The 17,842-nt window shown below is 47.8% G+C and carries 12 protein-coding genes; 9 read left to right on the top strand and 3 right to left on the bottom strand.

The features are described 5' to 3' along the window. Window positions 1-144 precede the first annotated feature (144 nt). The 5 genes from NYE28_RS03500 to NYE28_RS03520 all read left to right on the top strand — a co-directional run bounded on the left by NYE28_RS03500 (window position 145) and on the right by NYE28_RS03520 (window position 7,586). The gene (locus NYE28_RS03500; RefSeq protein ID WP_003155740.1) at window positions 145-834 is read left to right on the top strand and encodes a heptaprenylglyceryl phosphate synthase; all 690 of its coding nucleotides are present in this window, start codon (window positions 145-147) and stop codon (window positions 832-834) included. Window positions 835-891: 57 nt separating this feature from the next. After that, the gene (gene pcrA, locus NYE28_RS03505) at window positions 892-3,111 is read left to right on the top strand and encodes a DNA helicase PcrA (RefSeq protein ID WP_342490298.1); all 2,220 of its coding nucleotides are present in this window, start codon (window positions 892-894) and stop codon (window positions 3,109-3,111) included. A gap of 24 nt (window positions 3,112-3,135) precedes the next feature. Continuing rightward, window positions 3,136-5,142 (top strand): NAD-dependent DNA ligase LigA, encoded by a 2,007-nt coding sequence (gene ligA / locus NYE28_RS03510; RefSeq protein WP_025284377.1) that lies wholly within the window; start codon window positions 3,136-3,138, stop codon window positions 5,140-5,142. 15 nt (window positions 5,143-5,157) lie between these two features. Further along, window positions 5,158-6,354, top strand: a complete 1,197-nt coding sequence (locus tag NYE28_RS03515) for a CamS family sex pheromone protein (protein ID WP_015416980.1) — start codon at window positions 5,158-5,160, stop codon at window positions 6,352-6,354. Between the two features lie 236 nt (window positions 6,355-6,590). Continuing rightward, on the top strand, window positions 6,591-7,586 hold the full coding sequence (locus tag NYE28_RS03520; RefSeq protein ID WP_138091831.1) for a phosphotransferase enzyme family protein: 996 nt from the start codon (window positions 6,591-6,593) through the stop codon (window positions 7,584-7,586). A 36-nt stretch (window positions 7,587-7,622) separates the two neighbouring features. Here NYE28_RS03520 and NYE28_RS03525 read toward each other — a convergent pair whose 3' ends face one another. Both NYE28_RS03525 and putP read right to left on the bottom strand, forming a co-directional pair. Beyond that, the gene (locus tag NYE28_RS03525) at window positions 7,623-8,315 is read right to left on the bottom strand and encodes an MgtC/SapB family protein (RefSeq protein WP_003155735.1); all 693 of its coding nucleotides are present in this window, start codon (window positions 8,313-8,315) and stop codon (window positions 7,623-7,625) included. A 120-nt stretch (window positions 8,316-8,435) separates the two neighbouring features. Next, window positions 8,436-9,914, bottom strand: a complete 1,479-nt coding sequence (gene putP, locus NYE28_RS03530; protein WP_007408914.1) for a sodium/proline symporter PutP — start codon at window positions 9,912-9,914, stop codon at window positions 8,436-8,438. 421 nt (window positions 9,915-10,335) lie between these two features. Here putP and gatC point away from each other — a divergent pair, with 421 nt between their 5' ends. The 3 genes from gatC to gatB are packed head-to-tail and all read left to right on the top strand — an operon-like array spanning window position 10,336 to window position 13,542. Beyond that, window positions 10,336-10,626: an Asp-tRNA(Asn)/Glu-tRNA(Gln) amidotransferase subunit GatC gene (gatC, locus tag NYE28_RS03535; protein ID WP_003155732.1), complete on the top strand. Its 291-nt coding sequence runs from the start codon at window positions 10,336-10,338 to the stop codon at window positions 10,624-10,626. 14 nt (window positions 10,627-10,640) lie between these two features. After that, a complete protein-coding gene (gatA, locus tag NYE28_RS03540) occupies window positions 10,641-12,098 on the top strand; it encodes an Asp-tRNA(Asn)/Glu-tRNA(Gln) amidotransferase subunit GatA (protein ID WP_007408915.1) in 1,458 nt (485 codons plus the stop codon). 13 nt (window positions 12,099-12,111) lie between these two features. Continuing rightward, on the top strand, window positions 12,112-13,542 hold the full coding sequence (gene gatB, locus NYE28_RS03545; protein ID WP_003155730.1) for an Asp-tRNA(Asn)/Glu-tRNA(Gln) amidotransferase subunit GatB: 1,431 nt from the start codon (window positions 12,112-12,114) through the stop codon (window positions 13,540-13,542). 64 nt (window positions 13,543-13,606) lie between these two features. Here gatB and NYE28_RS03550 read toward each other — a convergent pair whose 3' ends face one another. Next, complete coding sequence (locus tag NYE28_RS03550; protein ID WP_043021031.1) at window positions 13,607-14,455, bottom strand: TetR/AcrR family transcriptional regulator; 849 nt, start codon at window positions 14,453-14,455, stop codon at window positions 13,607-13,609. A 128-nt stretch (window positions 14,456-14,583) separates the two neighbouring features. Here NYE28_RS03550 and NYE28_RS03555 point away from each other — a divergent pair, with 128 nt between their 5' ends. Next, window positions 14,584-17,727, top strand: a complete 3,144-nt coding sequence (locus tag NYE28_RS03555; RefSeq protein WP_015239326.1) for an efflux RND transporter permease subunit — start codon at window positions 14,584-14,586, stop codon at window positions 17,725-17,727. The last annotated feature ends 115 nt before the right edge of the window (window positions 17,728-17,842 follow it).

Consider the following 17,842-nt stretch of genomic DNA (forward strand, 5'->3'; position numbering starts at 1 on the left):
TTTTCAAACATAGCCGTTTCCCGTCCGGCGGAGCGCAATCTTTTTTTGTGAATCAGGTGAATGACGTCTTTTTCCGTTTTTCCGGGCCAAACGAATTTGTTATAATGTTTAAATGGCAAGAAACGAATGGAGGAACGAAAACGCATGTACGATGTTAACGAGTGGAAGCATGTTTTTAAACTCGATCCGAATAAAGATTTACCGGATGAACAGCTGGAACGGCTTTGTGAATCAGGGACTGACGCCATTGTGATCGGAGGAAGCGACAATATCACCGAGGACAATGTGCTGAGACTGATGTCAAAGGTGCGGCGGTTTTTAGTGCCGTGCGTACTTGAGGTGTCGACGATTGATTCCATTGTGCCCGGGTTTGATCTTTATTTCATTCCGAGTGTGCTCAACAGCAAAAAGGCGGACTGGATTGTCGGCATGCATCATCAGGCGATGAAAGAATACGGAGAGCTCATGTCAATGGAGGAAATCGTGACGGAGGGCTACTGCATCGTCAACCCTGATTGTAAGGCGGCCGCTTTGACGGAGGCGGATACACATATAGAAACAGAAGATATTCTCGCCTATGCGCGGGTTGCGGAACATTTGCTTCATCTCCCGATTTTTTATCTGGAATACAGCGGGATGCTGGCGGACATAGAAACGGTGGAGAAAACGAAGGCTGTGCTGGACAAGTCCGTCCTGTTTTACGGAGGCGGCATTAAAGACGCGGAAACGGCGGAACGGTTCGGCCGTCATGCCGATGTCATCGTTGTCGGAAATGCCGTATATGAAGATTTTGATCAGGCGCTTAAAACGGTGGCGGCTGTAAAGACAAAGTAGTCAAGCGGACGAAATTGATTTATGATAGAACATATGTTTGATAGGCGGTGAACGGATATGAATTACATTAGCAATCAATTATTAAGCGGATTAAATCCCGTTCAGCAGGAAGCGGTCAAGACGACGGACGGTCCGCTGCTTCTGATGGCGGGCGCGGGAAGCGGAAAAACACGTGTGCTGACGCACAGAATCGCATACTTAATGGCGGAAAAACACGTGGCGCCATGGAACATTCTGGCGATTACATTTACAAATAAAGCCGCCAGAGAAATGAAGGAGCGGGTGGAGAGCATTCTCGGACCCGGCGCGGATGAAATCTGGATTTCCACCTTCCACAGCATGTGTGTGCGGATTCTGCGCAGGGATATTGACAGAATCGGCATCAACCGAAATTTCTCCATTCTTGATACGGCTGATCAGCTTTCCGTTATTAAAGGGATTCTGAAAGAGCGGAATATCGATCCGAAAAAGTTTGATCCGAGAAGTATTTTAGGCTCCATCAGCAGCGCAAAAAACGAGCTGATCGAACCTGAGGAATTCGCAAAAACGGCCGGCGGCTACTACGATCAGGTCACGAGTGACGTGTATACCGATTATCAGAAAAAACTGCTGAAAAACCAATCGCTCGATTTTGATGATTTAATCATGACGACGATTAAGCTTTTCGAGCGTGTGCCGGAAGTGCTTGAGTTTTATCAGCGCAAATTCCAGTACATTCACGTAGACGAGTATCAGGATACGAACAGGGCGCAATACCTGCTTGTGAAGCAGCTTGCGGCCCGTCTTGAAAATATCTGCGTCGTCGGTGACTCCGACCAGTCCATTTACAGATGGCGCGGGGCGGATATCGCGAATATCCTTTCCTTTGAAAAAGATTATCCGAGCGCAAACGTGATTATGCTCGAGCAAAATTACCGCTCAACAAAGCGTATTCTGCAAGCGGCTAACGAAGTGATCAAAAACAACTCAAACCGCAAGCCGAAAAACCTGTGGACGGAAAATGACGAAGGCATCAAGCTTTCTTATTACAGCGGCGACAATGAATTCGGCGAAGGCCAATTCGTCGCGGGCAAAATTTATGAGCTGCACAGCTCGGGCCGGCGGAAGCTTTCCGATATCGCGATTTTATACCGGACAAACGCCCAGTCGCGCGTCATTGAGGAAACCCTTTTAAAATCCGGACTGAACTACAATATCGTCGGCGGAACCAAGTTCTACGACAGGAAAGAAATTAAAGACATTCTCGCATACCTGCGCCTTGTGTCAAACCCGGACGACGACATCAGTTTTACGCGGATCGTCAATGTGCCGAAGCGGGGCGTCGGCGCAACTTCACTAGAAAAAATCGCTTCATATGCGGCGATGAACGGAATGTCAATGTTCCAGGCGGTCAAACAGGTTGATTTCATCGGCGTCAGCGCGAAAGCGGCAAACGCGCTTGACGGCTTTGGCGCGATGATTGAAAATCTGACGAACATGCAGGATTACCTGTCCATTACGGAACTCACGGAAGAAATTCTCGAGAAAACGGAATACAGAGAAATGCTGAAGGCCGAAAAATCAATCGAAGCCCAAAGCCGTCTTGAAAATATCGACGAGTTTCTTTCCGTGACGAAAAACTTCGAACAAAAAAGCGAAGACAAGTCTCTCGTCGCGTTTCTGACTGATTTGGCGCTGATTGCGGATATTGACCAGCTTGACCAGAAGGAAGAGGAATCAGGCGGAAAGGATGCCGTCACTTTAATGACACTGCACGCCGCTAAGGGGCTTGAATTTCCTGTCGTGTTCTTAATGGGCATGGAAGAAGGCGTGTTCCCGCACAGCCGCTCCCTGATGGAAGAAGCCGAGATGGAAGAAGAACGCAGGCTCGCATATGTAGGCATTACGAGGGCGGAAGAAGAACTGTATTTAACGAATGCCAAAATGCGAACCTTATTCGGCCGCACCAATATGAATCCGGAATCCCGCTTTATCAGGGAAATACCTGGCGATTTATTGGAGAACCTAAATGAGAAGAAAACACCTCGCATGCAGCCGGGAAGAAAAGTGCAGCCAAAACGCGGGCCCGTATCCCGTCCCGTTTCCTATGCGAACAAAACAGGCGGCGACTCGCTCAGCTGGGCGGTCGGCGATAAAGCGGGCCATAAAAAATGGGGCACCGGAACGGTTGTCAGCGTAAAAGGAGAAGGCGAAAGCACCGAGCTTGATATCGCATTCCCGAGCCCAGTCGGCGTGAAGCGTCTGCTTGCCGCTTTTGCGCCGATTGAAAAGCAGTAACCTGAAGAGGAAAGGAAGAACATGATGGACAAAGAAACAGCGAAACACCGGGCAGAAGAATTGCGCCGCACCATCGATCAGTACAGTTATGAATATTACACCTTAGATGAACCGAGCGTGCCGGATTCCGAGTACGACAGACTGATGCAGGAGCTGATTGCCATAGAGGAAGAGCACCCGGAGCTCAGAACGCCCGATTCGCCCACACAGCGGGTCGGGGGAGCGGTGCTTGAATCGTTTCAAAAGGTGCAGCACGGCACGCCGATGCTCAGTCTCGGCAACGCATTTAACGATGATGATCTCCGCGATTTTGACCGCCGCGTCCGTCAGGCTGTCGGTGACGGCGTTGCTTATAACGTGGAGCTGAAAATAGACGGTCTTGCTGTTTCTCTCCGTTATGAAGACGGCTATTTCGTCAGAGGCGCGACAAGAGGAGATGGAACGACGGGCGAAGATATCACGGAAAACTTAAAAACGATCCGCAACATTCCGTTGAAAATGAAACGGAATCTTTCCATAGAAGTGCGCGGAGAGGCGTACATGCCGAAACAGTCATTTGAAGCGCTCAATGAAGAACGGCTGAAACATGAAGAGGAGCCGTTCGCCAATCCCCGGAACGCGGCTGCGGGCTCACTCAGACAGCTCGATCCGAAAATTGCAGCGAAACGAAATCTTGACATCTTCGTCTACAGTATAGCGGAGCTTGACGAGATGGGTGTGGAAACACAGAGTCAGGGCCTGGATTTTCTGGATGAGCTCGGTTTTAAAACAAACCAGGAACGGAAAAAATGCGCCACGATAGATGAAGTCATTGAAATGATCGAAGAGCTGCAGGCGAAGCGGGCCGATCTCCCGTATGAAATTGACGGGATCGTCATCAAAGTCGACTCGCTCGACCAGCAGGAAGAGCTCGGGTATACGGCAAAAAGCCCGCGCTGGGCGATTGCTTATAAATTCCCGGCGGAAGAGGTCGTGACAAAACTGCTCGATATCGAACTGAATGTCGGAAGAACGGGCGTCATTACGCCGACCGCCGTTCTGGAACCGGTAAAAGTCGCGGGAACGACGGTCTCAAGAGCATCCCTTCATAACGAAGATTTAATTAAAGAGAAGGATATCCGCATTCTCGATAAAGTGGTCGTCAAAAAAGCGGGCGACATCATCCCTGAGGTCGTCAATGTCTTAATCGAACAGCGGACCGGGGAAGAAAAAGAATTCAATATGCCGACCAGATGCCCTGAGTGCGAAAGCGAACTTGTCCGCATTGAAGGAGAAGTCGCGCTGCGCTGCATCAATCCGGAATGTCCGGCGCAGATCAGAGAAGGCCTGATTCACTTTGTCTCACGCAACGCGATGAATATTGACGGACTCGGAGAACGTGTCATCACACAGCTTTTCCGTGAACATCTCGTCCGTAATGTCGCTGATTTGTATAAGCTGACGAAAGAGCAGGTCATCCGGCTTGAGCGGATGGGGGAAAAATCAACTGACAATCTGATCAGCTCCATCCAAAAGTCGAAAGAGAATTCGCTGGAACGCCTGCTGTTCGGTCTCGGCATCCGTTTTATCGGCTCAAAAGCGGCCAAAACACTCGCCATGCATTTTGAAAGCCTGGAAAATCTGAAACAAGCTACGGAAGAAGAGCTGCTTGCGGTAGATGAAATCGGCGAAAAGATGGCCGATGCCGTTATCACCTATTTCCGCAAAGAAGAAATGCTTGAGCTATTGAATGAACTTGAGGAACTCGGTGTGAACACACTCTACAAAGGCCCGAAAAAAGTAAAAGCGGAGGACAGCGACTCTTATTTTGCCGGCAAAACCATCGTGTTAACCGGAAAGCTTGAAGAGCTGTCCAGAAATGAAGCCAAGGCGCAGATTGAAGCGCTCGGCGGAAAGCTGACGGGATCTGTCAGCAAAAAAACAGACTTGCTGATTGCCGGAGAAGCGGCCGGAAGCAAGCTGACAAAAGCGCAGGAATTAAATATTGAAGTATGGAATGAAGCACAGCTATTGGGAGAGCTAAAGAAATAAGAGGAGTGTTTTCTATTGAAAAAGATGTTGGCATTGGCGGCGACGGCAACGGCGGCAGTACTCATGCTGTCGGCCTGTTCGCCGAGTTTCGGGGGGAACAAAGAGGAAGAGATCACGCAGAAAACGGCAAAGTCTTCTGAAAAAGCGATCATACCGAAATATAATATCTCTGATTCCTACTATAAAATGGTGCTTCCGTTTAAGGCCGGAAAAGCGCGCGGCCTGACCGCGGACCGGCTGAACACGAGGCTGGACATCGATGAATTCGAGACGGGTCTGATGCGGCTCGCTCAAGACACGTTCCCGACGGATGACTATTTGTATCAGGAAGGCCAGTATTTAGATGAGGACACGGTACTCAGCTGGCTTGACCGCAAAAAAGAAGGCAGTGATCTGAAAAAGGCGAAAAAGGCAGACGCCAATTTCCAGAATCTCGGCTTAAATCCCGTGCTGCCAAGCTCGGGATCGGCAAAAGAGAAAAATGAAAACAGCCCGATTTACTTAGCGTCCATGCTTGAGCAGGATTACTTAGTAAGAAAAGATAAAAATTCCATCCAGCTTGGCGGTATCATGATCGGTCTCGCTCTCAACTCTGTATACTATTACCGTGAAAACACAGGTGATCCGCAGCAGGAAGTGGAGCTCAGTGACAAAACGATCCGCAGCCACGGTGAAGAAATCGCCCAGGAAGTCGTTAACCGCCTTCGGAAAATGGATAACCTGAAAAATGTGCCGATTACCGTCGCCCTTTATAAACAAGCGCCGAAAACATCAATCGTACCGGGGAATTACATTGCAAAAACAGAAGTCAAAGCCGGCTCATCCACCATTTCAAACTGGGATGATGTCAAAGAAAAGTACGTCTTCTATCCGGCGGATACAGACACGGCAAAGAAATACCCTGATGATTCCGAAGTATTTAAACGCTTCAAAAACGCCATCGACAGCTACTTCCCGAATTACACCGGAGTCGTCGGAACGGCAATGTACGAAAACGATGAAATGAGAAAAATGAAGATTGAAATCCCGATGCAATTTTACGGGAAAAGCGAAGTTATCGCCTTCACCCAATATTTAACAGGTGAGCTGATGGATTATTATTCAAAAGGCTCAGTTGATGTCGAAATTAACATTACCTCGTCTGACGGGCAGGAAGCGCTGATCGTCCGCAATGCGGGTGACAAAGAACCGACCGTCCATATTTACGATTAACCAAGATGCCCTTGTTCATTTCTGTATGAGCAAGGGTTTTTTTATTGTGATATCGTTGGAGCGAGGAATGAGGTATGTTAAGATATTTGTATAATCAGGAATTAACAGGAAAACACATTTCATTTCTAAGCGGATGTTACTAATCTGCTGTGAAAGAAGAAGGGCAGGAATGTTGATGAATGACATTTGCTGAGCACACACACCGCCTACAAACGTTATGAAAAGGGTGAATCAGCATGCATAAAGATATTAAAGCGATTTTTGAGGAAGATAAGGTGCTCGCTGAAGCAGGTGAAATATACGGCTTTACCAAGTTTCAATTTATTGCGGACGCAGAGAACTACGTATATGAAATTGTGAAAGATAACGAACCTTATATTTTAAAAATTACGCATACGATCAGAAGAACACCGGAATATATTCTCGGAGAAATGGAATGGCTTCATCATCTGGCAAAGGGAGGGCTTTCAGCAGCAAAGCCGATTCCTTCATTAAATGGCAAAGATGTCGAAGAAGTGCCGGATGGAAAAGGCGGAGCGTTTTTAGTAAGAGTCTATGAAAAAGCGCCCGGACGCAAAGTGGAGGAATCAGACTGGAACGGAACCCTGTTTTACGAGCTTGGAAAGTACACGGGGAACATGCACCGGCTGACGAAAAGCTACCGTCTGAGTGATCCGTTATATAAAAGGCAGGAATGGGATGAAGAGGAGCAGCTGAAGCTGAGAAAATACGTACCCGCAGATCAGCATCTCGTATTTGAGCGGGCGGATGCTCTAATGGAAAAACTGCGCCGTTTGCCGAAGAACCCTGAAAACTACGGCCTTGTGCACGCCGATCTGCACCACGGCAATTTCAATTGGGACAACGGAAAAATCACTGCATTTGATTTTGATGATATCGGCTACAATTGGTTTGTGAATGATATCAGTATTCTGCTGTACAACATGTTGTGGTATCCGGTCATCCCGTATGAAGACAAGGCCGCGTTTACGGGTGAATTCATGACTCACTTTATGAAAGGCTACAGGGAAGAAAATGACCTTGACCCCGCATGGTTTGAACACATCCCGGATTTCCTCCGGCTGCGCCATATGCTGATCTACGGATTATTGCATCAGGCGTTTGACCTCAATTCACTCGGGGACGAGGAACTTGAGATGCTGAAAACCTTCAGGCGCGATATCGAAAATGAAACCCCGATTACGGAGTATAACTTTTCTGCATTCGTATAAATAGAAAAACGCCGGCTGAATCCAGTCCGGCGTTTTTTATAGCGTATCACACTTCACTCCGACGACACCTTGAATTTCTTTAATATCATAATAGACGTCAGTGGTGTAGCGGTTTTTGTGAACACTGACTTTCACTTCCATAATCGGAAATTCTTTTTCGCCCAGATCATCAATCCGGACGGAGTGAATGCGGAGCTGTTTGCTTTTCATTTCCTTTAAAATCTCGGTCATTTTGTCTTTATCGGAAAGAGACATTCTCACGCGGATATCTTTTTCCTTCAAGCGGTTGGGACCGATTTTTCTGATCAGCCACGGAAGAAATTCGACGCTGATCAGGATAAACAAGAGGCTTGCGAACGCCTCTTTATAAAAGCCGGCGCCTGTAGCCAGACCGAGCCCGGCTGCGCCCCATATGATGGCCGATGTCGTCAGGCCGGATATGACGTCATTGCTTTTACGCAGGATCACGCCCGCGCCGATAAAACCGACGCCGGAAATGATTTGGGCGGGAAGGCGGAGCGGATCCATCATGATTCGGTAATATTTTGGGAAATGATATGCCGCATTAATGCTGACGATCGTCAGCATACAGGAGCTGACGGCGATGACGATACAGGTTTTCAGTCCGAGCGGTTTGTTTTTCAGCTCGCGTTCAAGACCGATGATCATGCCGATCAGCGTGGCAATGCCCAGCTTTAATAAAATGTCTGGTTCGATAGGCCAGCTCAATTTGCACAGCACCTCCGCAATTTTTCTTATAATAAATTGATATGATTTTCTCACAGTATTTATAGCAGGACAAGTGCGGAAGAAAAAAGCCGTCAGGGATAAAATCTGACGGCTTTTTGTCTATTTCTTGTTTTTCAAAAGAGCTTCCATCCGGCTGAACAGCTGATAAGAAGCATCGGCCGGTTTTTTTGTCAGCAGGCTGACGGCAATACCGGCAATCAGACTGAGGAAGAACCCCGGAATGATTTCGTATACGCCGGTTGAAGCGGCAAGCCCTGTCGTGATCCAGATTAAAACGGCCGCGGCCCCGGTAATCATCGCCGCAAGCGCTCCCCATTCATTCATCCGTTTCCAGTACAGACTGAGCAAGAGCGCCGGGCCGATAGCCGAACCGAAGCCTGCCCACGCATATCCGACCAGATCAAGAATGGTGCTGTTCGGATTCATGGAAAGCAAAATGGCGATAACGGCCACGATCAATACCGACAGGCGTCCGGTCATGACCAATTCTTTATCGCTCGCTTCCCGTCTGAAAAAGGCGCGGTATAAATCTTCCGTAATGGCGCTTGCCGTTACGAGAAGCTGTGAGGAAATGGAACTCATGATCGCCGCTAAAATCGCGGACAGCAAGAAGCCCGTAATCAGCGGATGGAACAAGATTTTAGAAAAAATAATGAAAATCGTTTCCGGATCTTTTACGGAGACTCCGAAGTGATGAGAATACGCAACCCCGATAATCCCGGTAAGCAATGAACCGACAACTGAAATAACCATCCAGCTCATCCCGATTCTGCGGGCGGGTTTTAAATCTTTCACTTCTTTAATCGCCATAAATCGTACGATGATATGAGGCTGGCCGTAATAGCCGAGTCCCCATGCCAAATAAGAAATAATGCTAATGACGCTCGCGCCTTTAAAGATATCCAATAGTTTCGGGTTAACGGCGTTGATCGAATCAATCGTCGTTGAAACGCTCCCGAGCTGGGTAAAAGCAACGATCGGCACAAGCACTAATGCCGCAAACATGATCGCTCCCTGTACAAAGTCAGTCAGACTGACAGCGAGGAAACCGCCAAACAGCGTGTAAAGCACAACAACACCGGCCGTTAAAAACAAACCGAATTTGTAGTCGGCGCCGAATGCCGATTCAAATAACCTGCCTCCGGATACCATCCCGGACGATGTGTACAGTGTGAAAAAGATCATAATAATCACGGCGGAAACAATTTTCAGCAATGATGACGAGTGGCGGAACCGTTTATCGAAAAAATCGGGAATCGTAATCGCATCATCCGCAACTTCCGTGTAAGCGCGCAGCCTCGGAGCAAGCAGCAGATAATTTGAATACGCGCCGATCGTCAAACCGAGCGCCAGCCATAAGGTCGATAACCCCGTTGCGAACATTGCGCCGGGAACTCCCATCAGCATCCATGCGCTCATATCGGCCGCACCTGCGGACAGCGCCGTTACGAACGGGCCGAGTCCTCTTCCGCCCAGCATGTAATCATTAATATTCGTTGTCTTCCTGAATGCGTACCAGCCGATTAACAGCATGGCAGCAAAGTAAATGCCAAGAGATATAATTAATTCAATACTCACGTTTTTGGACCCTCTCTTCTTTCATGTAAATGTTGCATCACCTCTGTAGATTAGTAGTGCCGGAATATGCGCCGGCGATCCAGCCTTTAGTCGTCATTCCATGCGGATCGCATGATTTAGTGCTGGCTATGGTTACTAAACCTAACAAAGTATCCCCGATCAATCAACTCTCGAAACCTGGCCCGCTCAAGGAAAAAATCCCCGCCAACATAGAACAGCTTAGAGATGAAAACGCTACCAATAGAATATAAAAGTAAAAATTTTCTGACATATAATTCGTTTCTCTTTCTCCCCGATTTAGGATAAAATAGAGAGGGTTTCATCATGCCTCAGAAGGCGGCGTTTTGTTGCTTTAGAGGGCTCGTTTTTGATATGATCAGTATTATATGACGAAACGGAGAATTATGCGGAGGTGGATCTTATGTCACGAATTTCTATAGAAGAAGTAAAGCATGTCGCTCATTTGGCGAGACTCGCCATTACGGATGAAGAAGCTGAAATGTTCACAGAACAGCTTGACAGCATCATCTCGTTTGCCGAGGAGCTTAATGAAGTGGACACGGATAACGTGGAACCGACAACACACGTGCTGAAAATGAAAAACGTAATGAGAGAAGATGAAGCGGGTAAAGGCCTTCCGGTCGAGGATGTCATGAAAAATGCTCCCGATCATAAAGACGGCTATGTCCGTGTGCCATCTATTCTGGATTAAAGGAGGGAGACAGTATGTCATTATTTGATCACAAAATCACAGAACTGAAACAAATGATACATAAAAAAGAAATCAAGATTTCCGATCTTGTTGATGAATCTTACAAACGGATCGCATCCGTGGATGATAAGGTGCAGGCGTTTTTACAGCTTGATGAAGAAAGAGCCCGCGCTTACGCGAAAGAACTTGACGAAGCGGTTGACGGACGGTCTGAACACGGTCTTCTCTTCGGAATGCCGATCGGCGTCAAAGACAACATCGTGACCAAAGGGCTTCGCACAACATGCTCAAGCAAAATCCTCGAAAACTTCGATCCGATTTACGATGCGACGGTTGTGGAGCGCCTTCAAGCCGCTGAAGCCGTAACGATCGGAAAGCTGAATATGGACGAGTTCGCGATGGGTTCTTCTACTGAAAACTCCGCGTACAAAGCGACGAAAAACCCTTGGAATCTCGATACGGTTCCCGGCGGATCAAGCGGCGGTTCCGCAGCTGCGGTTGCCGCGGGCGAAGTTCCGTTTTCACTCGGATCTGATACGGGCGGCTCCATCCGCCAGCCGGCTTCTTTCTGCGGCGTCGTCGGATTAAAGCCTACATACGGACGCGTGTCGCGTTACGGTTTGGTCGCTTTTGCGTCTTCACTGGACCAGATCGGGCCGATCACAAGAACCGTAGAAGATAACGCATTCCTGCTTCAGGCGATTTCAGGCCCGGACAAAATGGACTCTACGAGCGCCAATGTCGAAGTGCCGGACTTTCTTTCTTCATTAACTGGCGATATTAAAGGCTTAAAAATCGCCGTACCGAAAGAATATCTCGGAGAAGGCGTCGGCAAAGAAGCGAAAGAATCGGTTTTAGCCGCTTTAAAAGTGCTTGAAGACCTCGGAGCGACATGGGAAGAAGTATCTCTGCCGCACAGCAAATACGCGCTTGCGACGTATTATCTGCTGTCTTCTTCCGAAGCGTCTGCAAACCTTGCGCGCTTTGACGGCATCCGCTACGGCTACCGCTCAGACAATGCGGACAACCTGATCGACCTTTATAAACAGACACGCTCTGAAGGCTTCGGCAATGAAGTGAAGCGCCGCATCATGCTCGGCACCTTCGCGCTCAGCTCCGGCTACTATGACGCGTATTACAAAAAAGCGCAAAAAGTGCGCACGCTTATTAAGAAAGATTTTGAAGACGTATTTGAGAAATACGATGTCATCGTCGGACCGACAACGCCGACACCGGCATTCAAAATCGGCGAAAAAACCAGCGATCCGCTCACAATGTACGCCAACGATATTTTAACGATCCCTGTCAACCTCGCGGGTGTGCCGGGAATCAGCGTGCCGTGCGGATTTGCGGACGGACTGCCGCTCGGACTGCAAATCATCGGAAAACACTTCGATGAAGGCACTGTATACCGCGTCGCTCATGCTTTTGAGCAGGCAACAGATCATCATAAAGCGAAACCTGAACTGTAAGGGGTGAAATGAAGTGAACTTTGAAACGGTAATCGGACTTGAAGTCCATGTGGAATTAAAAACAAAATCTAAAATTTTCTCAAGCTCACCGACGCCATTCGGCGCGGAAGCGAATACCCAAACGAGCGTCATCGACCTCGGCTATCCCGGCGTGCTGCCCGTTTTGAACAAAGAAGCGGTCGAATTCGCGATGAAAGCCGCAATGGCTTTGAACTGCGAAATCGCAACGGATACGAAGTTTGACCGGAAAAACTATTTCTACCCGGATAACCCGAAGGCATATCAAATTTCTCAATTTGACAAGCCGATCGGCGAAAACGGATGGATCGAAATCGAAGTCGGCGGAAAAACGAAAAAAATCGGCATTACCCGTCTTCATCTTGAAGAAGATGCGGGAAAACTGACGCATACGGGCGACGGCTATTCTCTCGTTGACTTCAACCGCCAGGGCACGCCGCTTGTCGAGATTGTATCTGAGCCGGATATCCGTACACCGGAGGAAGCTTACGCATATCTCGAAAAGCTGAAATCAATTATCCAATACACAGGCGTTTCCGACTGTAAAATGGAAGAAGGTTCACTGCGCTGTGACGCCAACATTTCCCTCCGTCCGATCGGCCAGGAGAAATTCGGCACAAAAACGGAGCTGAAAAACCTGAACTCCTTCGCGTTCGTGCAAAAAGGACTTGAGCATGAAGAAAAACGCCAAGAGCAGGTGCTTCTGTCAGGCGGAGTCATTCAGCAGGAGACGCGCCGCTATGATGAAGCGACGAAAAAAACCATTTTGATGCGTGTCAAAGAAGGTTCTGACGACTATCGTTATTTCCCTGAGCCTGACCTTGTCGAGCTCTACATTGATGACGAATGGAAAGAACGCGTAAGAGCAACCATTCCTGAGCTTCCGGACGAGCGCCGCAAGCGTTATATCGAAGAGCTCGGTCTGCCTGCTTATGACGCAATGGTTCTGACGCTGACGAAAGAAATGGCTGATTTCTTCGAAGAAACGGTCAATAAAGGCGCAGAAGCCAAGCAGGCATCAAACTGGCTGATGGGTGAAGTCTCAGCTTACCTGAACGCCGAACAAAAAGAGCTTGAGGATGTCGCACTGACTCCTGAAGGCCTTGCCGGCATGATTAAGCTGATTGAAAAAGGAACCATCTCGTCCAAAATCGCGAAGAAAGTCTTTAAAGAATTAATTGAAAAAGGCGGCGACGCAGAAAAAATCGTCAAAGAAAAAGGCCTCGTGCAGATTTCTGACGAAAGCGTGCTTCTGAAGCTGGTAACAGATGCGCTTGACAGCAACCCGCAGTCAATTGAAGACTTCAAAAACGGAAAAGACCGCGCGATCGGCTTCCTTGTCGGGCAGATTATGAAAGCCTCAAAAGGACAGGCCAACCCGCCGATGGTCAACAAGATCTTACTTGAAGAAATCAAAAAACGATAAAAAAAAGCAGCCGCCTGTAAGGGAGCTGCTGACATGGAGACCGGTAAGCGCCGGTCTCTTTTTTTTATAAGCTGAAATAGGTTTCAATGGAAGCCCGCAGCGTTTCAATCTGTTCAGTTCCGCTGCCTGCCAAGTTGGACAGCATTCCTTTAATAATCGGTTTTCGCGGCTCTTCCTTTGCACATTCCTCTTCAATGACTTCAAGCGATACGAGGACGTCCTCAGGCAGCCCCTGCTGTGCTTTTATCTTTTGAATATCCGCAAGCAGTCTTTCTCTGTCCGCCGCGGGCTGAGTGAAGATATCCTCAGGCAGCAGCGGATCGGGATTGTCTCTTATCAGTCCCGTAATCAGATCATCGATTCTGGCAATCAGAAAGGCCGCCACGTTTTCCGTCCGGAATGCCGTATGTTCATTAAAAATCAAGAAATGAATATAGGAGCTCACAATTCCTTGCGCCATAACGGACGCATCCGCTAAAAACGGTGTGACGGCATCTCCGTAAACGGAGAGCAACGCATCCCGATACAGCATGTTAAATTGAATATTGGCCTCATGAAAATACTGTTTGACCTTTTGATTTTCAGGAATGACCTTTTCGCTCAGCAAGAGGATGATAAAGTCCTTGTGTTCCATAAATTCCTGGAATTGATATGCGATTTGTTTTCGGAATACGTCCTTAGGCGGTTTATGCTGATGTTCTGTTTTAATTTTCTTTATTTCTTCCATAGACATGCCGATGTAATACTCACATGCTGAGAGCAAAAGGTCTTCTTTTGATTTGAAATGGAGATAGAAGGCCCCTTTTGAAATTCCGCATTCACCGGCGATTTCCTGAATGGTTGTTGAAGAAAACCCTTTTTTGGCAAATAAATGGATGCCTGTTTTTATGATTTTCTCTTTTTTTTCGTTCATGACGTGCTTCCCCTTAATCCTGAAAAATTTAGAAAAATTTACTGCCTTATTAGTTGACGATGTTGAGTTATACCGTTTAGTATTATATAGAATGACCAGTCAGTCAATAAAAATTAACGGAGGACATGATGAACCACATTATTAACTTTGTACTGAAGAACAAATTCGCAGTTTGGCTGATGACGATTATCGTTACTGTAGCAGGGCTGTATGCCGGTATGAATATGAAGCAGGAATCCATACCGGACGTCAACATGCCTTACCTTTCAGTAAATACGACTTATCCCGGAGCTGCTCCGAGTCAAGTTGCGGATGACGTGACAAAACCGATCGAGCAGGCGGTCCAGAATTTAGAAGGAGTGAGCGTCGTAACGTCCACATCCTCTGAAAACGTCTCATCGGTTATGATTGAATATGATTACAACAAGGATATGGACAAGGCGAAAACCGAAGTCGCTGAAGCGCTGGACAGTGTCAGCCTTCCTGACGACGCGAAAAAACCTGACATTTCCCGTTACAGCCTCAACTCTTTCCCGATTTTGACGCTCAGTGTGACAAGCGGTAAAAGCTCGCTTGAAGACCTGACCAAAAATGTGGAAAACACTCTCGTTCCTAAGCTTGAAGGCATTCAGGGCGTTGCGTCTGTGCAAGTTTCCGGACAGCAGGAAGAGCAGGTGGAATTCTCTTTCAAAGACAAAAAAATGAAAGAGTACGGACTTGATGAAGATACCGTCAAGAAAGTGATCCAAGGCTCTGACGTCAATACGCCGCTTGGATTGTACACATTCGGCAACAAAGAAAAATCAGTTGTCGTTAACGGAGATATTACGTCAATTAAAGATCTGAAAGATATGAGAATTCCGGTCACATCTTCTTCTGCCGCTCAAGGTCAAGCGGGCGGAGCCGGTGCGGCATCTGCGGCGGACGCTCAGGCTATGCAGCAGGCACAGCAAAGCGCGTCAGCAGGGGTGCCGACAGTCAAGCTTTCTGACATTGCCGACATTAAAGATGTGAAAAAAGCTGAATCCATTTCCCGCACGAACGGAAAGGACAGCATCGGAATTAATATCGTAAAAGCCAATGACGCCAACACGGTAGAAGTGGCCGATGCGATTAAAGATGAACTGAATCAATACAAAAAAGACCATAAAGGGTTCAAGTACAGCTCGACTCTTGATATGGCAGAGCCGATTACAGAGTCGGTGGATACGATGTTAAGCAAAGCGATTTTCGGCGCGATTTTTGCGGTCGTGATCATTCTCTTATTCTTAAGAGATATTAAATCAACGATGATTTCTATCGTTTCCATCCCGCTGTCACTGCTGATTGCGCTTCTTGTGCTGAATCAGCTTGATGTCACATTGAACATAATGACGCTCGGTGCGATGACGGTCGCCATCGGACGGGTAGTCGACGACTCGATAGTCGTGATCGAAAACATTTACCGCCGCATGAGGCTGAAAGATGAACCTTTACGCGGGAAGCAATTGGTGCGTGAAGCGACGAAAGAAATGTTTAAACCGATCATGTCATCAACGATTGTAACCATTGCCGTATTCCTGCCGCTTGCCATGGTCGGCGGACAGATCGGCGAACTGTTTATGCCGTTTGCATTAACAATCGTCTTCGCGCTTGCCGCATCGCTGTTGATTTCGATCACACTGGTGCCGATGCTTGCGCACAGCTTATTCAAAAAATCGCTCACAGGCGCGCCTGTTAAAGCGAAAGAGCATAAGCCGGGCAGATTGGCCAATTTCTATAAAAAAGTGCTGCATTGGTCATTAAGACATAAATGGATTACATCTATCATCGCGGTTCTGATGCTTGTCGGCAGTTTGTTCCTCGTACCTCTGATCGGCGCGAGCTACCTGCCTGCGCAAGCGGACAAAACGATGCAGCTCACATACACGCCTGAACCGGGCGAAACGAAAAGCGAAGCTGAAAAAGCTGCGCAAAAAGCGGAAGACATGCTGCTTAAACGCAAACATGTCGATACCGTTCAGTATTCTTTAGGCTCGCAAAGTCCGCTCGGCGGAAGCTCAAACGGCGCATTGTTCTACGTGAAATACGAGGATGACACGCCTGATTTTGACAAAGAAAAAGACAATGTCTTAAAAGAAATCAAAAAAACATCCAGCCGCGGCGAATGGAAATCACAAAATTTCAGTTCGTCAGGCAACAACAACGAATTAACGTACTATGTGTACGGAGATTCAGAGTCTGATATTAAAGGCACGGTCAAAGACATCGAAGGCATCATGAAAAAGCAGAAAGATCTGAAAGACGTCAACTCAGGCCTTTCCAGCACATATGATGAGTACACGTTCGTCGCTGACCAGGAGAAACTCAGCAAGCAGGGCCTGACGGCTTCGCAAATCTCCCAAGCCCTGATGTCCCAAACGTCACAGTCTCCTTTGACAACGGTGAAAAAGGACGGCAAAGAGCTTGATGTGAACATCAAAACAGAAAAAGACCAGTATAAGAGTGTAAAAGAATTAGAGGATAAAACCATCACATCGCCTGCAGGCCAAGAAGTAAAAATCGGCGATGTGGCGAAAGTGAAAAACGGCACGACATCCGATACCATTTCCAAACGCGACGGCAAAGTGTACGCTGACGTAACGGCAACCGTCACTTCTGACAACGTCACGAAGGTGTCATCAGCCGTTCAAAAGAAAGTTGACAAACTGGATCACCCGGACAATGTATCGATTGATACCGGCGGTGTATCAGCGGATATTGCTGATTCCTTTACGAAACTCGGCTTAGCAATGCTTGCCGCAATCGCCATCGTATACCTCGTTCTTGTGATCACGTTCGGCGGAGCATTAGCGCCGTTTGCGATTCTGTTCTCGCTTCCGTTTACAGTCATCGGCGCATTAGCCGGACTGTATGTATCCGGAGAGACGATCAGTCTGAATGCCATGATCGGTATGCTGATGCTGATCGGAATCGTCGTCACGAATGCGATTGTCTTAATTGACCGCGTCATCCATAAAGAAGCGGAAGGCTTATCGACGAGAGAAGCGCTCCTGGAAGCCGGCTCTACGAGATTGCGTCCGATTCTGATGACGGCGATCGCGACAATCGGCGCCCTGCTTCCATTGGCATTGGGCTTCGAAGGCGGAAGCCAGGTCATTTCTAAAGGACTCGGTGTCACTGTTATCGGCGGTTTAATCAGTTCGACTCTGCTTACCCTTCTGATTGTGCCGATCGTATATGAAGTATTAGCGAAATTCCGTAAGAAAAAACCTGGAACGGAAGAAGAGTAAGACAGCGGGCCTTGGCTCCTTAAACGGAGCCGGGCCCTTTTTTCTTCTGGCAATTCCTGTACATATTGTTGCGATTTTCTCAAGTCATAGTATAATTAAAGGTTGTTAGTGTTAA

The organism is Bacillus sp. FSL R5-0443 (assembly GCF_038608285.1).
Taxonomy (GTDB): domain Bacteria; phylum Bacillota; class Bacilli; order Bacillales; family Bacillaceae; genus Bacillus; species Bacillus velezensis.

Coding starts and splice junctions, on each gene's coding strand:
- NYE28_RS03500 (WP_003155740.1), top strand. CDS start 145: ATGTACGATGTTAACGAGTGGAAGCATGTTTTTAAACTCGATCCGAAT.
- ligA (WP_025284377.1), top strand. CDS start 3,136: ATGGACAAAGAAACAGCGAAACACCGGGCAGAAGAATTGCGCCGCACC.
- NYE28_RS03550 (WP_043021031.1), bottom strand. CDS start 14,455: ATGAACGAAAAAAAAGAGAAAATCATAAAAACAGGCATCCATTTATTT.
- gatC (WP_003155732.1), top strand. CDS start 10,336: ATGTCACGAATTTCTATAGAAGAAGTAAAGCATGTCGCTCATTTGGCG.
- NYE28_RS03520 (WP_138091831.1), top strand. CDS start 6,591: ATGCATAAAGATATTAAAGCGATTTTTGAGGAAGATAAGGTGCTCGCT.
- NYE28_RS03555 (WP_015239326.1), top strand. CDS start 14,584: ATGAACCACATTATTAACTTTGTACTGAAGAACAAATTCGCAGTTTGG.
- pcrA (WP_342490298.1), top strand. CDS start 892: ATGAATTACATTAGCAATCAATTATTAAGCGGATTAAATCCCGTTCAG.
- gatA (WP_007408915.1), top strand. CDS start 10,641: ATGTCATTATTTGATCACAAAATCACAGAACTGAAACAAATGATACAT.